General features: G+C 73.3%; 18 protein-coding genes. 3 read left to right on the top strand and 15 right to left on the bottom strand.

The features are described from left to right. From AB4Y78_RS09825 to AB4Y78_RS09790, 8 genes are all read right to left on the bottom strand, one after another. Positions 1 to 246 (bottom strand): MoaD/ThiS family protein, encoded by a 246-nt coding sequence (locus AB4Y78_RS09825; RefSeq protein ID WP_007925982.1) that lies wholly within the window; start codon positions 244 to 246, stop codon positions 1 to 3. Next, positions 243 to 533 (bottom strand): DUF6457 domain-containing protein, encoded by a 291-nt coding sequence (locus tag AB4Y78_RS09820; protein ID WP_007925984.1) that lies wholly within the window; start codon positions 531 to 533, stop codon positions 243 to 245. The genes AB4Y78_RS09825 and AB4Y78_RS09820 overlap by 4 nt, the downstream gene beginning before the upstream one ends. After that, on the bottom strand, positions 530 to 1,180 hold the full coding sequence (gene mobA, locus AB4Y78_RS09815; RefSeq protein ID WP_007925986.1) for a molybdenum cofactor guanylyltransferase: 651 nt from the start codon (positions 1,178 to 1,180) through the stop codon (positions 530 to 532). Before mobA ends, AB4Y78_RS09820 begins: the two co-directional genes overlap by 4 nt. Further along, on the bottom strand, positions 1,177 to 1,656 hold the full coding sequence (moaC, locus tag AB4Y78_RS09810) for a cyclic pyranopterin monophosphate synthase MoaC (protein ID WP_441713501.1): 480 nt from the start codon (positions 1,654 to 1,656) through the stop codon (positions 1,177 to 1,179). The genes mobA and moaC overlap by 4 nt, the downstream gene beginning before the upstream one ends. Beyond that, positions 1,657 to 2,892: a molybdopterin molybdotransferase MoeA gene (locus tag AB4Y78_RS09805; protein WP_441713502.1), complete on the bottom strand. Its 1,236-nt coding sequence runs from the start codon at positions 2,890 to 2,892 to the stop codon at positions 1,657 to 1,659. Beyond that, positions 2,889 to 4,049, bottom strand: coding sequence for a ThiF family adenylyltransferase (locus tag AB4Y78_RS09800; RefSeq protein WP_441713504.1), 1,161 nt, complete (start codon positions 4,047 to 4,049; stop codon positions 2,889 to 2,891). Before AB4Y78_RS09800 ends, AB4Y78_RS09805 begins: the two co-directional genes overlap by 4 nt. A 66-nt stretch (positions 4,050 to 4,115) precedes the next feature. After that, complete coding sequence (locus AB4Y78_RS09795) at positions 4,116 to 5,063, bottom strand: acyl-CoA thioesterase (RefSeq protein WP_441713505.1); 948 nt, start codon at positions 5,061 to 5,063, stop codon at positions 4,116 to 4,118. A gap of 92 nt (positions 5,064 to 5,155) precedes the next feature. Next, positions 5,156 to 7,270 carry a RecQ family ATP-dependent DNA helicase gene (locus AB4Y78_RS09790; RefSeq protein WP_441737084.1) on the bottom strand — a complete coding sequence of 705 codons (2,115 nt, stop codon included), beginning with the start codon at positions 7,268 to 7,270 and terminating at the stop codon, positions 5,156 to 5,158. 90 nt (positions 7,271 to 7,360) lie between these two features. On the opposite strand from AB4Y78_RS09790, the gene AB4Y78_RS09785 reads away from it, so the two are divergent. Genes AB4Y78_RS09785 through AB4Y78_RS09775 form a run of 3 tightly spaced genes read left to right on the top strand, consistent with a single transcriptional unit; the run spans position 7,361 to position 9,263 of the window. Then, the gene (locus AB4Y78_RS09785; protein ID WP_441713508.1) at positions 7,361 to 7,816 is read left to right on the top strand and encodes an acyl-CoA thioesterase; all 456 of its coding nucleotides are present in this window, start codon (positions 7,361 to 7,363) and stop codon (positions 7,814 to 7,816) included. Beyond that, positions 7,813 to 8,442, top strand: a complete 630-nt coding sequence (locus AB4Y78_RS09780) for a hypothetical protein (RefSeq protein ID WP_007926000.1) — start codon at positions 7,813 to 7,815, stop codon at positions 8,440 to 8,442. The genes AB4Y78_RS09785 and AB4Y78_RS09780 overlap by 4 nt, the downstream gene beginning before the upstream one ends. Before the next feature lie 32 nt (positions 8,443 to 8,474). Then, positions 8,475 to 9,263: an inositol monophosphatase family protein gene (locus tag AB4Y78_RS09775; RefSeq protein WP_441713509.1), complete on the top strand. Its 789-nt coding sequence runs from the start codon at positions 8,475 to 8,477 to the stop codon at positions 9,261 to 9,263. Positions 9,264 to 9,307: 44 nt separating this feature from the next. On the opposite strand, the gene AB4Y78_RS09770 is transcribed toward AB4Y78_RS09775, so the two are convergent. Genes AB4Y78_RS09770 through pepN form a run of 7 tightly spaced genes read right to left on the bottom strand, consistent with a single transcriptional unit; the run spans position 9,308 to position 16,704 of the window. Beyond that, on the bottom strand, positions 9,308 to 10,105 hold the full coding sequence (locus AB4Y78_RS09770) for a glycerophosphodiester phosphodiesterase (RefSeq protein WP_128276756.1): 798 nt from the start codon (positions 10,103 to 10,105) through the stop codon (positions 9,308 to 9,310). A gap of 46 nt (positions 10,106 to 10,151) precedes the next feature. Beyond that, positions 10,152 to 10,496 carry a VOC family protein gene (locus AB4Y78_RS09765; RefSeq protein WP_007926005.1) on the bottom strand — a complete coding sequence of 115 codons (345 nt, stop codon included), beginning with the start codon at positions 10,494 to 10,496 and terminating at the stop codon, positions 10,152 to 10,154. A 40-nt stretch (positions 10,497 to 10,536) separates the two neighbouring features. Further along, positions 10,537 to 11,088: a dienelactone hydrolase family protein gene (locus AB4Y78_RS09760; protein ID WP_441737082.1), complete on the bottom strand. Its 552-nt coding sequence runs from the start codon at positions 11,086 to 11,088 to the stop codon at positions 10,537 to 10,539. Continuing rightward, positions 11,088 to 12,779: a glycoside hydrolase family 13 protein gene (locus tag AB4Y78_RS09755; RefSeq protein WP_128276755.1), complete on the bottom strand. Its 1,692-nt coding sequence runs from the start codon at positions 12,777 to 12,779 to the stop codon at positions 11,088 to 11,090. The genes AB4Y78_RS09760 and AB4Y78_RS09755 overlap by 1 nt, the downstream gene beginning before the upstream one ends. Beyond that, on the bottom strand, positions 12,776 to 13,180 hold the full coding sequence (locus tag AB4Y78_RS09750) for a globin (protein ID WP_007926007.1): 405 nt from the start codon (positions 13,178 to 13,180) through the stop codon (positions 12,776 to 12,778). The genes AB4Y78_RS09755 and AB4Y78_RS09750 overlap by 4 nt, the downstream gene beginning before the upstream one ends. 45 nt (positions 13,181 to 13,225) lie before the next feature. After that, positions 13,226 to 14,143, bottom strand: coding sequence for a mechanosensitive ion channel family protein (locus AB4Y78_RS09745; RefSeq protein WP_007926008.1), 918 nt, complete (start codon positions 14,141 to 14,143; stop codon positions 13,226 to 13,228). Continuing rightward, a complete protein-coding gene (gene pepN, locus AB4Y78_RS09740) occupies positions 14,140 to 16,704 on the bottom strand; it encodes an aminopeptidase N (RefSeq protein WP_441713512.1) in 2,565 nt (854 codons plus the stop codon). Before pepN ends, AB4Y78_RS09745 begins: the two co-directional genes overlap by 4 nt. Between the last annotated feature and the right edge of the window lie 24 nt (positions 16,705 to 16,728).

Below are 16,728 nucleotides of genomic sequence, written 5' to 3'. Positions count from 1 at the left end.
TCACCCCCCGGCGAAGGGGGGCAGCACGTCGATCGTCGCTCCGGCGGTGACCGGTGTGGAGTCGTCGTCGACGTAGCGGCCGGCGTGCAGCACGGAGCACCGCTCGAGGACCTCGCTCAGCCGATCCCCGTGCGCCCGACGGGCAGCCGCGAGCACCTCTCCGACTGTGGCGCCGTCGAGCTGCTCCTCGTCGGTGCCGGCCGCCTCGGCGGCGCCGGCGAAGTACCGGATCGTCGTGCTGCTCATGCCTGCTCCGTCCTCGACGCCGGGGGCAGCGTCGACTCGAGGTGCGATCGTAGGGAGTCCAGGTCGACCGGGCGGCCCTGCTCCTGCAGGCGCCCGACGGCCAGGCCGAGGATGTAAGCGCCGACCGGCGCCATGGGCCGCTCGAAGTCGTGCGCGATGGTCTTCGTCATCGCGAGGATGCTGCGCACGTCGACGGCCTCGGGGTCGAGCCCCAGTGCGGCGCAGGCGTGCTCGATCCAGTCGGCCCAGCGCTCCTCGGCCGGTCCGTCGTCGGTCCGGGTGCTCATCGCTCGTCCTCCTGCTGGGTGGGCTCGTCACGGGGCTCGAGCCGTTGGGCCCACGCGGCTAGGTCGGCCCAGGTGTCGATGTCGGCGACGTCGGCGCGGCTCGCCGGCACGGTGACGAGGGTCGCCTCGGCGAAGAGCTCGTGGAGGGCCCGGTCGCGCGGTGAACCCAGCCGCTCGAGGCCGCGGCGCAGCGTGCTCGTGCGGTGGATACCGAGCAACCACTGGGGGCGGTCGTCGGCGTCGGCCAAGCACCAGCCGTCGTGGTCATCGGTCGTGACGTCCGTGCTGCGGACCGCCCACGACCACGCGGCGAGCAGTCGACCCAGCGCGGGGAGGGGGTTGGCCAGGTCGCACGACGCGACCAGGGTCCACTCGGCGGCTCCGCCGGCGGCGTCCAGGGCCGACAGCCCGGCGGCGACGCCTGCGACGGGTCCGCCCCGGGGCGGGTCCTCGAGCGTGCGGTGGACACCGTCGGGGACGGCGACGTCACCGACGACGGTGATGGTGTCCGCGTCGGCCACGGCGACGAGCACCCGGTCGAGCAGGCGCTGGCCGTCGAGCTCGAGGTCGGCCTTGCTCGCGCCGCCGAGGCGGGAGCCGGTGCCGCCGGCGAGGATCACCGCGTCAAAGGGGGTGGGCTCGCTCATGCGCCCTCCCGCATCCACGTGCCGCTGCGGCCGCCGGTCTTCGTCAGCAGCCTGATGTCGGTGATGTGGGCGCTGCGGTCGCGACCCTTGACCATGTCGACGACGGCCAGCGCGGCGACCGAGACGCTCGTCAGGGCCTCCATCTCGACGCCCGTGCGGTCCGCGGTCCGGACGGTCGCGGTGATGTCGACGCCGTCGTCGGTGATCGCCAGGTCGACGACGGCTCCGTGCACGCCGATGACGTGCGCGAGGGGCAGCAGCTCGGGTGTCTTCTTCGCCGCCTGGATGCCGGCGATGCGGGCGACGGCGAGGACGTCCCCCTTCGGCACGGAGCCGTCCCGCAGGAGCGAGACGGTCTCTGCTGAGGTCACCACGCGGCCTGCGGCGGTGGCCGATCGGATCGTCGGCTGCTTGTCGGTGACATCGACCATGCGGGCGTGGCCCGCGGTGTCGAGGTGGGTCAGCGGGTGGTCCATCTACAGGCTCCTGACCCCGACGAGGTCGCCGGGCTCGACGGTGTCGGTCTCCTCGCCGACGACGGCCAGCGCGTGGGCGCCGCCGAGCGAGGTGGCCATGTGCGAGGCGGATCCCCGCCGGTGGGCCGGGGTGGCGACGAGGCGTCCCTCGTCGTCGCTCGTGAGGCGCACGGGGACGAACTGCCGGCGTCCCTCGGGGGATCGCCAGCCGGTGCCGGCGACCGCGAGCGTCGCACCGCCGGGTGCCTCGCGGCCGAGCAGGCGGTCGATGACGGGTCGGCCGAAGACCTCGAAGGAGATCGCGGTGCTCACCGGGTTGCCGGGGAAGGCCAGCACGGGCACGCCGTGCCACCGGGCCCAGCCCTGTGGCTTGCCGGGTTGCATGCGCACGTGGCGGAAGACCCCGTCCGCGGACTCCTGCAGGACGATGCGGGAGACGTCGAAGTCACCCACGCTCACCCCGCCGGTGAGGATGATCAGGTCGCTGCCCCGTGCGAGCTCGTCGAGGCCCGAGGTGAAGGCCGCGCGCTGGTCCCCGAGGACGACGGGTCCGCGCACCTCGACCCCGAGCTCGGTGAGGGTGGCGGCGAGGTGGGTGCCGTTGGACTCGAAGATCTGGCCCCGCTCCAGCGCCCCACCGGGGGCGACGAGCTCGTCACCGGTGGCTGCGACGGCGACGACCGGGCGGCGTCGCACGGAGACGGCGGCGGTGCCGGCGGCCGCGAGCGTGCCGAGCACGCGTGCGGTGACCGTCACCCCGGCGTCGGCGACGACGTCATCGGCCCGCACGTCCTCGCCGGCGCCGCGCAGGTGCTGTCCGGGCTCGACGGTCCCGGTGATGGTCACGATCTCGTGGCCGCCGTCGGTGAGCTCGACCGGGACGATCGTGTCGGCGTCCGTGGGCACGGGTGCGCCGGTCATGATGCGCACGCACTCGCCGGCGGCGAGGGCGGGGTCGAGCGAGGAGCCGGCGGCGACCGCACCGACGACGCGCAGCGTGCTCGTCCCGTCGGCGAGGTCGGCGTGGCGCACGGCGTAGCCGTCCATGCCCGAGTTGGCGAAGGCGGGCACATCACCGCGGGCCCGCACCGGCTCGGCGAGGACCCGGCCGAGGGCCTGCACCAGGGGGACCTGCTCGGTGTCCGTGAGTGGCCCGCTGCCGGCGAGCAGGTCGGTGAGCAGCTCCTCGCGGTACTCGTCGACGGTCAGCAGGACGCGGGCGGTGGGGCCGGTCATGAGTGGGACTCCTGGGCGAGCGGGACCGGGTCGGGCCAGGCGAGCATGCCGCCGTCGAGGACGTGCAGCTGCACGAAGCCGCGGGCACGCAGCGTGGTCGCCGCGAGTCGGGCCCGCGCCCCGGAGTGGCACACGAGCACGATGTCACGGTCGGTCGGCAGCCCGGCGCTGGAGGTCGGGTCACCCGTGAGGGTCGGCACGGGGATGTGGACGGCGCCGGGGACGCTGCCGGCAGCCAGCTCGTGCGCCTCACGCACGTCGAGGACGAAGGGGGCGTGCGCCCCGGAGAGCTGGTCGGCCAGGTCGGCAGGGGAGACGAGGGGGGTGCCCTCGGGCTCGGTGTCCTCGACCGTGGCGGGCAGGACCGCCGGGGGGCGGGTGCGTGGCCCGCGAGCGACGAGGGGCAGCTCGCGCTGGGTGGCGGCGAGCACGTCGATGAAGAGCAGCCGGCCGAGGAGGGGCGCACCGACACCGGTGATGAGCTTGATCGCCTCGGTCGCCATCATCGAGCCGACCTGGCCGACGAGTGGTCCGACGACGCCGGCGTCACCGCAGGCGGGCACCGACCCGGGGGCCGGTGGTCGCGGGAAGAGGTCGCGCAGCCCCGGGGCGGGGTGGCCCTCCGGCGCTGCGGTCCAGAAGACGGTGAGGTGAGCCTCGGTGCGGTAGACGGCTGCCCAGACGAGAGGGACACCGAGCTCGTCGCAGGCGTCGGCCACCGCGTAGCGGGTCTCGAAGTTGTCGCTGCCGTCGAGCACGATGTCGTGGTCGGCGAGCATCGCGGCGGCATTGTCGGCAGTGAGGTGGTCGGTGATCCCGACGATCTCGACGTCGGGGTTGACGGCCCGCACCCGCTCGAGGGCGCTGTCGACCTTGGGCCGACCCACGTCGGCGCTCGAGTGGATGACCTGCCGCTGCAGGTTGGTCTCGTCGACCACGTCGTCGTCGACGACGGTGATCCGACCGACGCCGGCCGCAGCCAGGTAGAGCAGCGAGGGGGAGCCGAGTCCACCGGCCCCGATGACGGCGACGCGGGCCGCGAGGAGGCGACGCTGGCCCCCTTCGCCGATGGCGGGCATGAGCAGGTGGCGCGAGTAATGGCTCACCTGCTCCCCGGTCAGCGCCGGTCCGGGGGCAACGAGCGGTGGGAGGCCCATGTACCGACCGTAGTTCACCAGGGCTGCGGGTCGCTGCCCGGTCTCATCGCGCCGTGCGACCCCCGCTCAGCCCACGGGCTTGATCCGCACCATGGCCTCCTGGGCGATGGTCGCGACGAGGACACCCTCCTCGGTGAAGACCTTGCCGACCATGAGCCCGCGACCGGAGCGGGTCGAGGGCGACTCCTGGTCGTAGAGCAGCCAGGCGCCCGGGTCGACGGGGCGGTGGAACCAGATGGTGTGGTCGATGGTCGCCGGCGTCAGCCCGGGCTCGGACCAGGTCAGGCCGTGGGCCCGCAGCATGCTGTCGATCGGCGTGTAGTCCGAGGCGAAGGCGAGGACGGCACACCGGGTCAGCTGGTCGTGGGGGAGCTGGGCGATGGTCCGGAACCACACCCGCTGGTGACCGTCCCGCTCGGGGGCCGGCGCCATCATGATGTCGCCGTCGACGTAGCGGTGGTCGACGGGCCGCGTGGCGACGTACTTGGCGCGCGGGTGGTTGATGGCGCCGTAGCTGTCGCCGATCGACTCGAGCTCGTCGGGGCCGGGCACGTCGGGAGCGTCGACCTGGTGGTCGAGGCCGTCGGAGGGGTCCTGGAAGGACGCGGTCATCGACAGGATCGGGCGTCCGTGCTGCAGCGCGTGGACGCGTCGGGTCGAGAAGGAGCGGCCGTCGCGCATCCGCTCGACGGCGAAGCGGATCGGCAGGTCGGAGTCCCCGGGACGCATGAAGTAGGCGTGCAGGGAGTGCGGCATCCGGTGCGGCATCTCGGGGAGGACGGTGCGCCCGGCCGCCATGAGCGCCTGCGCGAGCACCTGACCGCCGAAGACCCGCCCGTGCGGCATGGCGATGCTCTCGCCCTCGAAGACGTCGGCCGAGCTCGCGCCGAGCTCGCCCACCCCGTCGGCACCCTCGACGCGGATGGTCGCGTGACCGACCTCTTGGAGCTCGAGCGTCGCCAGAGCGGTGCTCAGGTTGATGCGCTGTGCCTGCTCGACGGAGTCTGCGGCCATGGTGCTCCTCGGTGTCACGTGGTCAACGGACCGAGCCTAGGCGAGAGGGGTGCCCGGGGTCAGCATCGGTCTGCCGCGCGGACCGCGCGGGCTCACCCGTCGACGGCGAGGGCGAAGGGGAGGACCTCCCGTGCTCCGGCCCGACGCAGGGCCCGAGCCGCCGTGGTCATCGTCCACCGGGAGTGGACGACGTCGTCGACGAGGAGGACCGGTCCGGTGAGGCCCGGGAGCTGGTGGGCGAGCTCGGGGTCGACGGTCAGCCGCTCCCACACCCCGGCGAGGCGGTAGGCGGAGTTGCCGCCCGGCTCGCCCACGGGTCCGCCGTCGACGGGGGTGAGCGCACCGAGCACCGGCAGCCGGCCGATCTGCCCGAGCTGATCGGCGAGCGAGGTGACGAGCGTCGGGCGAGACCGCGAGGGGACGACGACGATGCCGGCGGGGCGGGTCTGCCACCCCCACTCGGCGAGCACCCGGACGACGGCGCGGACCACCTGGTCCGGTACCGGCTGGTCCTCGGAGAGGAGCTCGCGCAGCCGTGGGCCCCAGCCGAGGTCGGTGACGCGCGCCAGGGCGCGGCCGGGCGACATGGCCTCGTCGGCGGGGATGCGTCCCTTGACCGGGACCCCGAGACGGTCCATGCCGCTGGGCCACTGAGCCCGCGGGTCGAGGTCGACACCGGTCCGGTCGAGCGTGGAGCGGGCCGAGCCGAGTGCGTCGTCGGCCACCTCGGCGTCGATCCACGGGCCGGCGCAGCGGTCGCATCGGCCGCAGTCCTGTGCGCTCGCGTCGTCGAGGGTGCGCTGGAGGAAGGCCATCCGGCATCCGGTGGTGTCGATGTAGTCGAGCATGTGCTGCTGCTCGGCCTCACGGGCGGCGGCGACCCGCTCGTAGCGCTCCGCGTCGTAGACCCACGGCTGGCCGGTGCCGATCCAGCCACCGCTCACCCGCTGGACCGCGCCGTCGACGTCGAGCACCTTGAGCAGCAGCTCCAACCGCGTGCGGCGGATGTCGACGATCGTCTCGAGGGCACCCGTCGACAGGGGACGGCCGGCCTCGGCGAGCGCGGTGATGACGGCGGCGGCCTGGTCCTCGCGGGGCATGGACGAGGAGGCGAAGTGCTTCCAGATCGACACGTCGTCGTGCCCGGGCAGCAGGACCACGTCGGCCCGCTCCGTGGCGCGGCCGGCGCGACCGACTTGCTGGTAGTAGGCGACGGGCGACGAGGGGGCACCGAGGTGGACGACGAACCCGAGGTCGGGCTTGTCGAAGCCCATGCCGAGGGCGCTCGTCGCGACGAGGGCCTTGACCCGGTTGTGGCGCAGGGCCTCCTCCATCGACGCCCGCTCCTCCGCGTCGGACCGGCCGGTGTAGGCGGCGACCTCGTGGCCGGCGGCCTGCAGCGCGGCGGCGACGTCCTCGGCAGCGCTCACCGTCAGGGTGTAGATGATGCCGCTGCCCTCGAGCCGGCCGAGGTGGGTGGTGAGCCAGGCGAGGTGGCGGTCCATCCCGGACCGTGGGAGGACGGCCAGCCGGAGGCTGTCGCGGGCGAGCGGCCCGCGGACGGTGAGGACCTCGCCCTCGGTGCCGGCTGCCAGCTGCTCGGCGACGTCGTGGACGACGCGCTCGTTGGCCGTCGCGGTCGTCGCGAGCACCGGGGTGCCCGCGGGGAGCTCGCCGAGCAGGTCCTTGATCCGGCGGTAGTCGGGGCGGAAGTCATGGCCCCAGTCGCTGACGCAGTGCGCCTCGTCGACGACGAGCAGACCGCACCGCCGGGTGAGGTCGGGCAGCTGCTCGGCGCGGAACCGTGGGTTGTTGAGCCGCTCGGGGCTGACGAGCAGGACGTCGACCTCGTCGCGGGCGAGCCGGCCACGGACCTCGTCCCACTCCTGGGCGTTGGCCGAGTTCATCGACACGGCGCGCACGCCGGCCCGCTCGGCGGCGGCGATCTGGTCGCGCATGAGCGCGAGCAGCGGCGAGACGATGAGCGCGGGGCCGGCTCCCTTCGCCCGCTGCAGGCGTGAGGCGACGAAGTAGACCGCGGACTTGCCCCACCCGGTGCGCTGGACGACGAGCACCCGCCGCCCACCCCCGACGAGGGCCTCGATCGCCTCCAGTTGTCCGTCGCGGAAGGTGACGTCGTCGCGACCGACGAGCTGCCGCAGGACAGCGGTCGCGTCGTCGTGGAGGGAGCTGGTCTGTGTGGTCATCGTGGTCAACCGTAGGTCAGCCCACCGACGACGAGCCGGCCGCCGACGGGGGATGGGGATGACCGCGGCGGTCGGTGGGAGGATGTGGACATGACGAGCGAGACCACCGAGCCGGGGGCCTTCACGGCCGAGATCGGCCTGCGCTGGGGCGACATGGACGCCTACGGCCACGTCAACAACGTCCAGTACCACCGGCTGCTCGAGGAGGCCCGGATCCGCGCCTTCCGCCGCTGGTTCCACGCCAGCGGTGGTGACAGCATGCTCCGCTCGGGGGTGCTCCTCGCCCGTCAGGAGATCGAGTTCCTCGAGCAGCTCACCTATCGTCCCGAGCCGGTGCTCATCGACATGTGGGTCACCGCCGTCGGCGGAGCCAGCTGGGACATGGGCTACACCATCCGTGACGAGGACGTCGTCTTCGCCCGCGCCGAGTCGACCCTCGTCGCCTTCGACCTGGCCACGCAGGGTGCGCGTCGGCTGACCGACGACGAGCGCGCCGCCCTGAGCGCCCAGCTCGGCGGACCGGTGCCGATGCGACGGCGCCGATGACCTCCCTTCGTCTCGTCGACGAGGAGAGCGCCGCCGACCTCGCGACCTACCTCGCCCGGGCCCGCCGCGTCGACGAAGGGGGCTTCGTCCGTCTCCAGGCCGTCGGCCCCGTGCTCGCGGCGTGGACCTGCGTGCTGCCGGGGCGCGGCCTGACCAACTCCGGGCTGGTGCTCGGTCTGCGGACCTTCGCGCTCGCGGAGCCCACGCAGCGCGATCTCACCGTGCCCATCGGTGCCGTGACCGACCGCCTCGCTCGCGGCGGTGTCGAGCTGCAGGACCCGCCGGTCCTGGCCTCGCCCGGGTGGTCGGCGGTCAGTCCGCCCCGGTCGGGCTGGGAGCGCGTCGGTCAGGTGCCCGACACGGCGCTGCAGGACCACGCTCGCGACGGGATCGCCGAGATCGCCCGCGGGGTGCCGGAGGGGGCCGGCTCCGCCGCCGTCGCCGACCTGCGCGCCCGCGTCTGGATGCGGCTGACCGACACGGTGCCCCCGGTGCCTGCGGGCACCGCCTTCGCGCTCCACGCGCTCGGCTTCCTGCGGCCCGCGCCGGAGGCCCGGGCCGAGGTGCACGCGCTCGGGCCGTGGACCCGGGTCTCGACCGACCGGGGCTTCGTCATCGCCCGCTGACCCGGTCGTCGGCGCCCCCATAGGCTGGGGGCGTGGACGATCACCTCGCCGACCTGCCCACCGACATCGACGACGCGGCCCTCGCGGCGGCCCTGACCCGGCAGGCGGCGATGCTCGCCGCCCGCATGCGCTCGGAGGGCCTGCGCGCGCAGCACAAGACCTCGATCTCCGACGTCGTCACGGCCGCTGACCACGCGGCCGAGGAGCTCGTCGAGAGCACCCTGCGTCGCCTGCGCCCCGACGACGGCATCGTCGGGGAGGAAGGCGCCGAGGCGCCGTCCCGCTCCGGCCGGACCTGGGTCATCGACCCGGTCGACGGGACCTACAACTTCCTCTCCGGGCTCGGCACCTGGTGCAGCGCGCTCGCCCTGCGCGACGGCGAGGGCCTCGTGCTCGGCGCCGTCCACCAGCCAGCGGTCGACGAGTCGTGGATCGGCGGTCGTGGCCTGCGGACGCGCCTCAACGGCACCGCGGTGGGTGAGCTGGCCGACCTGCCGCTGGCCGAGGTCGCCATGGCGACCTATCTCCACCCCGCCGTCCTGCCCGACGACTCCCTGCGCGAGCCCTGGCTCGCGGCGCTCTCCGGCGCGGCCACCGTGCGGATGTTCGGCTCCGGCTCGTGCGACCTCGCGGCCGTCGCGGCCGGGCGCCTCGGCGTCTGGGCCCAGCAGTCGGTCCCCGAGTGGGACTGGCTGCCCGGCGCAGCGCTCGTCACCGCCGCCGGCGGGCGCGCCGATCAGGTCGAGGCCCGCGGGCACGTGTGGAGCGTCGCCGGTCGGCCGACGGCCGTGGGCCAGGTCGCCGCGGCGCTGCAGTCCTGACGCGCAGCTGCGGGTCCCGAGGCAGCGGCGCCGGCCGCACACCGTCACGGGCGAAGCGGGTGGCCCCGCTCCGCGAGCACGTCCCGCAGGATGTCGATGCGGTCGGTGACGATGCCGTCGACCCCGAGGTCGAGCAGCCGGTGCATCTCGTCGGGGTCGTCGATGGTCCACACGTGCACCTGCTTGCCCAGCGCGTGCGCGGCGGCGACGAGGCGGGGCGTGACGAGGGTGATGCTCGCCCGTCCGACCCGCTGCGAGACCGGGATCTGCAGCGCCTGCGAGGGGGAGCGGAGCAGGCGGGTCACCACGCGGGGCAGCAGCCGTGTGAGCGCGACGTCGCGCGGCCCGGCCGAGGTGGCCAGGCGTGGGCCGAGGTCGCGGCGCACGAGCCGGAGCCGGGCGTCGTCGAAGGACCCGATGCACACCCGGTCGGTGGCGTCATGGCGGCGGATGGCGTCGACGAGCGGCCCGATGGCCCCCGGCGCCTTGATGTCGATGTTGAAGCGTGCTTGGGGGAAGGTCTCGAAGAGCTCGTCCAGCGTGGGGACGGCGTCAAGGCCGTGGATGCGGGCTGCGGAGATTTCGCTCCAGGGCAGCTCGGCGATGGCACCGCAGGCGTCGGTCACCCGGTCGAGCACGTCGTCGTGGAAGGCGACGAGCTGCCCGTCGGCCGTCGCGTGAACGTCGGTCTCGAGGTAGCGGTAGCCGAGGTCGACGGCCTGCCGGAAGGCGTGGACGGTGTTTTCGCGACCGACGTTGGGGGCGTAGGTCGAGCCGCCCCGGTGCGCGAGCGCGAGCGGCGTCGCCTGGTCGAAGTAGGGGTAGTCGCTCGCGGACCTCACGTGGTCACGCTACTCGTCGGGACGGGCACCCCGTCGTCCCCAGGGCTCAGTGCTCGGCGACGCAGAACTCGTTGCCGTCGGGGTCGGCCATCGTCACCCACCGGAAGTCGCCCATCCGGCGCGGCTCGACGACCGAGGCGCCGACGCCGGTGAGCCGCTCGACCTCGGCATCGAGGTCGGATGCCCCGAGGTCGAGGTGCAGCCGGTTCTTCCCCGGCGTCGGGTCGTCGACCCGCTGGAAGGAGAGCATCGGGCCACCGGGCAGCTGGACGGTGACGAACCACCCGTCGTTGGTCTCGCGGACCTCTCCGCCCGTCTGCTCGGCCCACCAGGTGCCGAGCCGCAGGGCGTCCGTCGTGTCGGTCGTGATCATGCCGAGCGTGAGGGTCATGCCCCGACCGTAGCGACGGCCTCTGACTGCGGTCGAGACCTCAGTCGATGAAGGCGTCGATCCGCTCGATCGTCGCCGCCGTCACCGCCGCCTCGTACCCGGGGAGGTCGGGGTCGGTGAAGAGGTGGCCGTGGCCGGGTGCCACGTGGTCCTCGAAGGGAGCCCCGCTCGCCTCGACCGCCGCCCCCAGCAGGGACACGTCCGATGGGGCGATCCACGGGTCGTCGGCGKGGCGGTGCACCWGCACCGGCACGCCGGACCAGTCGTGCCGCGGGGCCGCGACGGAGTGGAGCAGGATCGCGGCGCGGGCGCGTGGACGACGTGCGGCGAGCCGCTGGGCGAACCACGCGCCGAGCGAAAATCCGGCGAGCACCGTCACCGGCGGTAGGGCCGCGGCGAGCTCGCGGACGGTCTCGAAGTACTCGGGGTGGGCGTCGCGGTGCGCGATGCCCGGCGCCTCCTCGTCGAAGACGTGCCCCTCGTAGTAGTCGGGGACGGTCACCTCGTGGCCGCACTCGCGCAGCAGGTCGGCGAAGGCGTGCACGCCCGGCCGCAGCCCGAGGGCGGAGTGCAGGAGCAGGACGTCGGCCATCAGGGCAGCTCGGCCCAGACGGCCGTGTCGGCGGGGACCCGTCCGTCGACGAGCTCGCCGGAGGCGACGAGGACGCTGGCGCCCTCGGGCAGCCCGATCTGCTCGGTGGAGAGGTTGGCCACGACGAGGGTGCGGGCCCCGTCCGGTGCGGTGGCGACGTAGCCGAGGACGTCGTCGCCCGGCCCCTCGACCTCGGCGAGGGCTGCCAGCCCGAGGCGCCGCTCGCGGCGCAGCCGCAGGAGGGTGCGGTAGAGCTCGAGCGTCGACCCCTCGACCCCGGTCTGGGCGTCGACCGCCAGGTCGGAGTAGGCCGCCGGCTGAGGCAGCCACGCGGCACCGGTGGGGGAGAAGCCCAGGGCGGGGGCGCCCTGCTCCCAGGCCATGGGGACACGGCAGCCGTCACGCCCGAGCTCCACTCCGCCGGTCCGGGCGAAGGTCGGGTCCTGGCGCACCTCGTCGGGCAGGCTCGTGTGCTCGGGCAGGCCGAGCTCCTCGCCCTGGTAGACGTAGGCGCCGCCGGGGAGGGCGAGCATGAGCGTCGTCGCCGCACGGGCCCGGCGCAGGCCGCGCTCGGCGTCCGGCTGCGGGTCGTCGGCGCCGATCCCGTTGGGGCGGGGCCGACCGTCGGGCAGCCCGAAGCGGCTCGCGTGGCGCAGCACGTCGTGGTTGCTCAACACCCAGGTCGACGGGGCACCGACGGAGTCGTTGGCCGCGAGCGAGCGGCGGATCGCCGCGCCTAGCGGACCGGCCTGCCACTGGGTCTCGAGGAAGTCGAAGTTGAAGGCCTGGTGGAACTCGTCGGAGCGCACGTAGCGGGCGAGCCGGTCGGCGGGGTTGACCCAGGCCTCCGCGCACATGATCCGGGCCGGTTCGCCGTAGCCGTCGAGCAGCTCGCGCCATGCCCGGTAGATCTCGTGGACCCCGTCCTGGTCCCAGTAGGGGGCCTCGTGGGTCACCTCCATGAGCCCGCCGGGGTGCTTGCCGAAGCTCGGGAAGGTCTGGTCCTTGACGAGGCCGTGGGCGACGTCGACGCGAAATCCGTCGACCCCGCGGTCGAGCCAGAAGCGCAGCGTCGTCTCGAAGTCCTCGCGCACCTGCGGGTTGGTCCAGTCGAGGTCGGGCTGGCTCGGGTCGAAGAGGTGGAGGTACCACTGCCCGGGGGAGCCGTCGGGCTCGGTCACCCGGGTCCAGGCGCCGCCGCCGAAGTTGGCCAGCCAGTCCGTCGGGGGCTGCGACCCGTCGTCGCCGAGCCCGTCCCGGAAGACGTAGCGGGCCCGCTCGGGGCTGCCGGGGCCGGCGGCCAGGGCCTGCTGGAACCACGCGTGGTCGGAGGAGGTGTGGTTGGGCACGAGGTCGACGACGACGCGCAGCCCGAGCTCGTGGGCCCGGGCGATCATCGTGTCCGCGTCGGCGAGGGTGCCGAAGAGCGGGTCGACGTCGCGGTGGTCGGCGACGTCGTAGCCGGCGTCGCGCTGGGGCGACCGGTAGAAGGGGGAGAGCCACACCGCGTCGACACCGAGGTCACGCAGGTGCTCCAGCCGGGAGGTGATGCCCGGCAGGTCGCCGACGCCGTCGCCGTCGCCGTCGGCCCACGAGCGCGGGTAGATCTGGTAGATCACGGCATCGCGCCACCACGGGCTGTCCGCGGGGTCGGCGGCGTGGATCTCGTGGGTCGGCAGGGTCGCGGTCACAGGCGCTGTCCGTCCTCGTCGGCGTTGACGAGCGTGTCGGCGGCTCGTCGGAAGTAGTCGCGCATCGCGGCGTCGTGGGCCTCGGGCAGCTCGAGGCTGTCCATGGCCGCCATCATGTGCCGCATCCACCGGTCACGCATGTCCGGGGTGACGGCATAGGGCACGTGCCGCATGCGCAGTCGGGGGTGCCCGCGCTCCTGGCTGTAGGTGCCGGGCCCGCCGAAGTACTGCTCGAGGAACATCCGCAGCCGCACCTCCGCCGGCCCGAGGTCCTCCTCGGGGTAGAGGGCTCGCAGCGGCTCGTCGCCGGCCACGCCCTCGTAGAAGGCACGCACGAGGCGCACGAAGGTCTCGTGCCCCCCGACCTGCTCGTAGAAGCTGTCTCCGGGCTGGGCGAACATGCCCGTCAGTCTGTCAGGTGCGCCCACCACTGCCCGAGGGGGCGGTCAGATCTGGTGCTGCCCGCCGACGGTCGGGATCGGCGGCCCGGCGATGCCTTCGCGGTCGAAGACCTCCTTGACCCGGCGGCGGATCTCGCGCTGGATGCCCCAGTTCTGGTCGGGGGCGCAGCGCGCGAGGATGCGCACGGTGACGGTGCCGCCGGTGATCGACTCGACGCCGAGGACCTGCAGCTCCTCGCGCAGCACCTGTGACCAGTGGGGTTCCTTGTCGATCTTCGCGACCTCGGTACGGATGATGCCGATGACACGCTCGACGTCCTCGCGGTAGTTGAAGGGGATGTCGACGAGGACCGTCGACCAGCCCTGGCTGCGGTTGCCGATCCGGATGATCTCGCCGTTGCGGACGTACCAGACGACCCCGTCGGGGTCGCGCAGGCGGGTGACGCGCAGCGTGACCTCCTCGACGGTGCCGACGGCCTCACCGGTGTCGATGAGGTCGCCGACGCCGTACTGGTCCTCGAGGATCATGAAGATGCCGGAGAGGAAGTCCTTGACGAGGGCCTGCGCGCCGAAGCCCAGCGCGACACCGCCGACACCGGCGGAGGCCAGCAGCGGCGCGAGTGGGATCCCGCACAGCGACATCACGGTGAGCACGGTGATGACCGCGATGGCGAAGGTCGCGATGGACCGCAGCAGCGAGCCCATCGTCAGGGTCCGCTGGCGGTAGCGCTCCCGCGCCGTCGTCGCGTCGCGGTTCGCGCCGCGGCGCTCCCGCTTGGCGCGGGAGGCCTCGCTCCGGGCGATCGAGGCCGAGACGGCTCGGGTGATCGCCCGGTGGGCGAGCCACCGCGCGAGGAAGGCCACCGCGATGGTCACGACGATCTTCAGCGGCGCGCCGAGCAGCCAGTCCGCGGTGGACTCCCAGGTCAGGTCGACGGCGGGCAACGAGGACATGTCGATCATCCGACCGAGTCTGCGTCACGCTCCTGAGCAGCAACTGCACGCGCGACCGCGTCCCGGCTCTCGGCGACGGTGCGGCGCAGCCCCGCCGGCGCGTCCGGGTGCTCGTCGAGCCAGGCCTGCGTCGTCGCGAGCAGCTCCGGGCCGGCGAGGGCCATCGGGTAGAAGCCGATGACGATGCCCTCGGCGATGGCGTGGGTCCGCGCGGACCACACCTCCTCGAGCACGTCGTGGTACCGCTGGACGAAGGGGGTGAGCAGCGCCGGGTCCGCCGTGCGGCCGAAGCCGAGCCCGTGGGCGTCGACGACCGAGTTGGGGGTGTCGGTGGCGACGACCCCCGCCTGCCAGGCGGCCTCCTTGGCCTCGGCGGTCGGGATGCTCGCGGCGGCGCGGGCGGCACGCTCACGACCGGTGGCGGTGTTGTCCCCCTGCGCCTCCGTGGCCACGGCGTCCGCGTCGGCCTCGCCGGCGGCGGCCAGGCCGGTGAGCAGGGTCCACCGCATGTCGGTGTCGACGGCCAGGCCCTCGAGCGGGGCGCTGCCGTCGAGCAGGCCCGCGACGAAGGCGGTGTCGTCGCCGGGGGCGAGCAGACCCGCGTGACCGGTGACGAGCTGCAGCTGGGCGTCGCTGCCCGGCGCAGCGCGCCGGGCGAGCTCGGCGAGGTGGGCGACGACCTGCTGACGGGTCGTCTCGCGGTGCTCGGGGGAGCTGTAGGTGAGCACGGCGGTCGAGACCTGACCGATGAGCGCTCGCAGCAGCACCGAGTCGCTCAGCCCGTCGAGCACGGGCAGGACGAGCTCGACGTAGGAGCGGGCGGCCATCTCGCCGTCGCGCGTCATGTCCCACGCCGAGGCGAGGGCCAGCGACGCGGGCAGCGAGTCGGCGAAGGCCGTCGGGTGCGCGAGCAGCGTCGCGAGAGAGCGTTCGTCGAGCCGCAGCTTGGCGTACGTCAGGTCGTCGTCGTTGAGCAGCAGCAGATCGGGCTGGCGCTGCCCCACGAGCTGGGGGAGCGGCGTGTGCTCGCCGTCGACGTCCACCTCGATGCGCTCGCGGCGCTGCAGCACACCGTCGACGAGGTCGTAGAGACCGACGGCCAGACGGTGCGGGCGCAGCGTCTCGAAGCCCTCGGCGAAGGTCTGCTCGATGACGGCGTCGACGTAGTGGCCGCGGTCGTCGACCTCGACGAGCGGACGCAGGGTGTTGACCCCGGCGGTCTCGAGCCACAGCTTCGACCAGGCGCGCAGGTCGCGCCCCGAGGTCGCCTCGAGCTCGTCGAGGAGGTCGTCGAGCGTCGTGTTGCCCCAAGCGTGCTTGGCGAAGTACGCGCGCAGCCCGTCGCGGAAGGGCTCCCGGCCGACGTAGGCGACGAGCTGCTTGAGCACGGACGCACCCTTGGCGTAGGTGATGCCGTCGAAGTTGACCTCGACGTCGGCGAGGTCGCGGATCGGGGCGACGATCGGGTGGGTCGAGCTCAGCTGGTCCTGGCGGTAGGCCCAGGCCTTCTCATGGGTGCAGAAGGTCGTCCACGCGTCGGCCCACTCGGTGGCCTCGGCCTGGCAGGTCGTCGAGGCCCACTCGGCGAAGGACTCGTTGAGCCACAGGTCGTTCCACCACTTCATCGTCACGAGGTTGCCGAACCACATGTGGGCCAGCTCGTGGAGCACGGTGAGGGCGCGACGCTCGACGAGGGCGTCGGGCACCTTGGAGCGGAAGACGTACATCTCGTGGAAGGTCACGCAGCCCGCGTTCTCCATCGCGCCCATGTTGTACTCCGGCGTGAAGACCTGGTCGTACTTCGTGAAGGGGTAGGCGCGGTCGAACTCATCCTCGAAGAAGGCGAAGCCCGCCTTCGTCAGGGCGAAGAGGTTGTCGGCGTCGAGGTACTGGGTGAGCGACTTGCGGCAGAAGATGCCGAGCGGCACCTCCTTGTCCCGCGAGGTGAGCGAGTCGCGGACGACGTCGTAGGGGCCGGCGACGAGGGCGGTGATGTAGCTGCTCATCCGCTCCGTCGGCGCGAAGGCCCACTGCGCCAGGTCCCGCCCCGCTGCGTCCTGCACGGGGGTCGGCTCGGGGGTCGGGCTGTTGCCGATGACCTGCCAGTGCGCCGGCGCGGTGACGGTGAGGGTGAAGCTCGCCTTGAGGTCCGGCTGCTCGAAGACCGGGTACATTCGGCGGCTGTCGGGCACCTCGAACTGCGTGTAGAGGTAGACCTCGCCGTCGACCGGGTCGACGAAGCGGTGCAGGCCCTCGCCGGTGTTCATGTAGCGACCGGTCGCCGCGATCGTCACGACGTTGTCCTCGGCGAGGTCGTCGAGGCGGATGCGGTGGTCGGCGAAGACCGCGGCGGCGTCCAGCTGCGTGCCGTTGAGCTCGACCGACTCCACCGACTCACCGATGAAGTCGACGAAGGTGGCGGACCCTCCCTTCGCCGTGAAGTGGATGGTGCTCGTCGTGGCGAAGGTCGTCTCCGACGTCGTCAGGTCGAGGGTGATCTCGTGACGGTCGACCGTGACGAGCGAGGCCCGCTCGGCGGCCTCCTCACGGGTGAGGTTCTTCCCGGGCACGTGTTGCTCCTTTGCCGTACGACT

It is taken from the genome of Janibacter sp. RAF52, from assembly GCF_052114035.1.
GTDB lineage: Bacteria > Actinomycetota > Actinomycetes > Actinomycetales > Dermatophilaceae > Janibacter > Janibacter hoylei.
The sequence above is the reverse complement of the archived record's forward strand: the minus strand, read 5'-3'. Positions and strand labels throughout refer to the sequence as shown.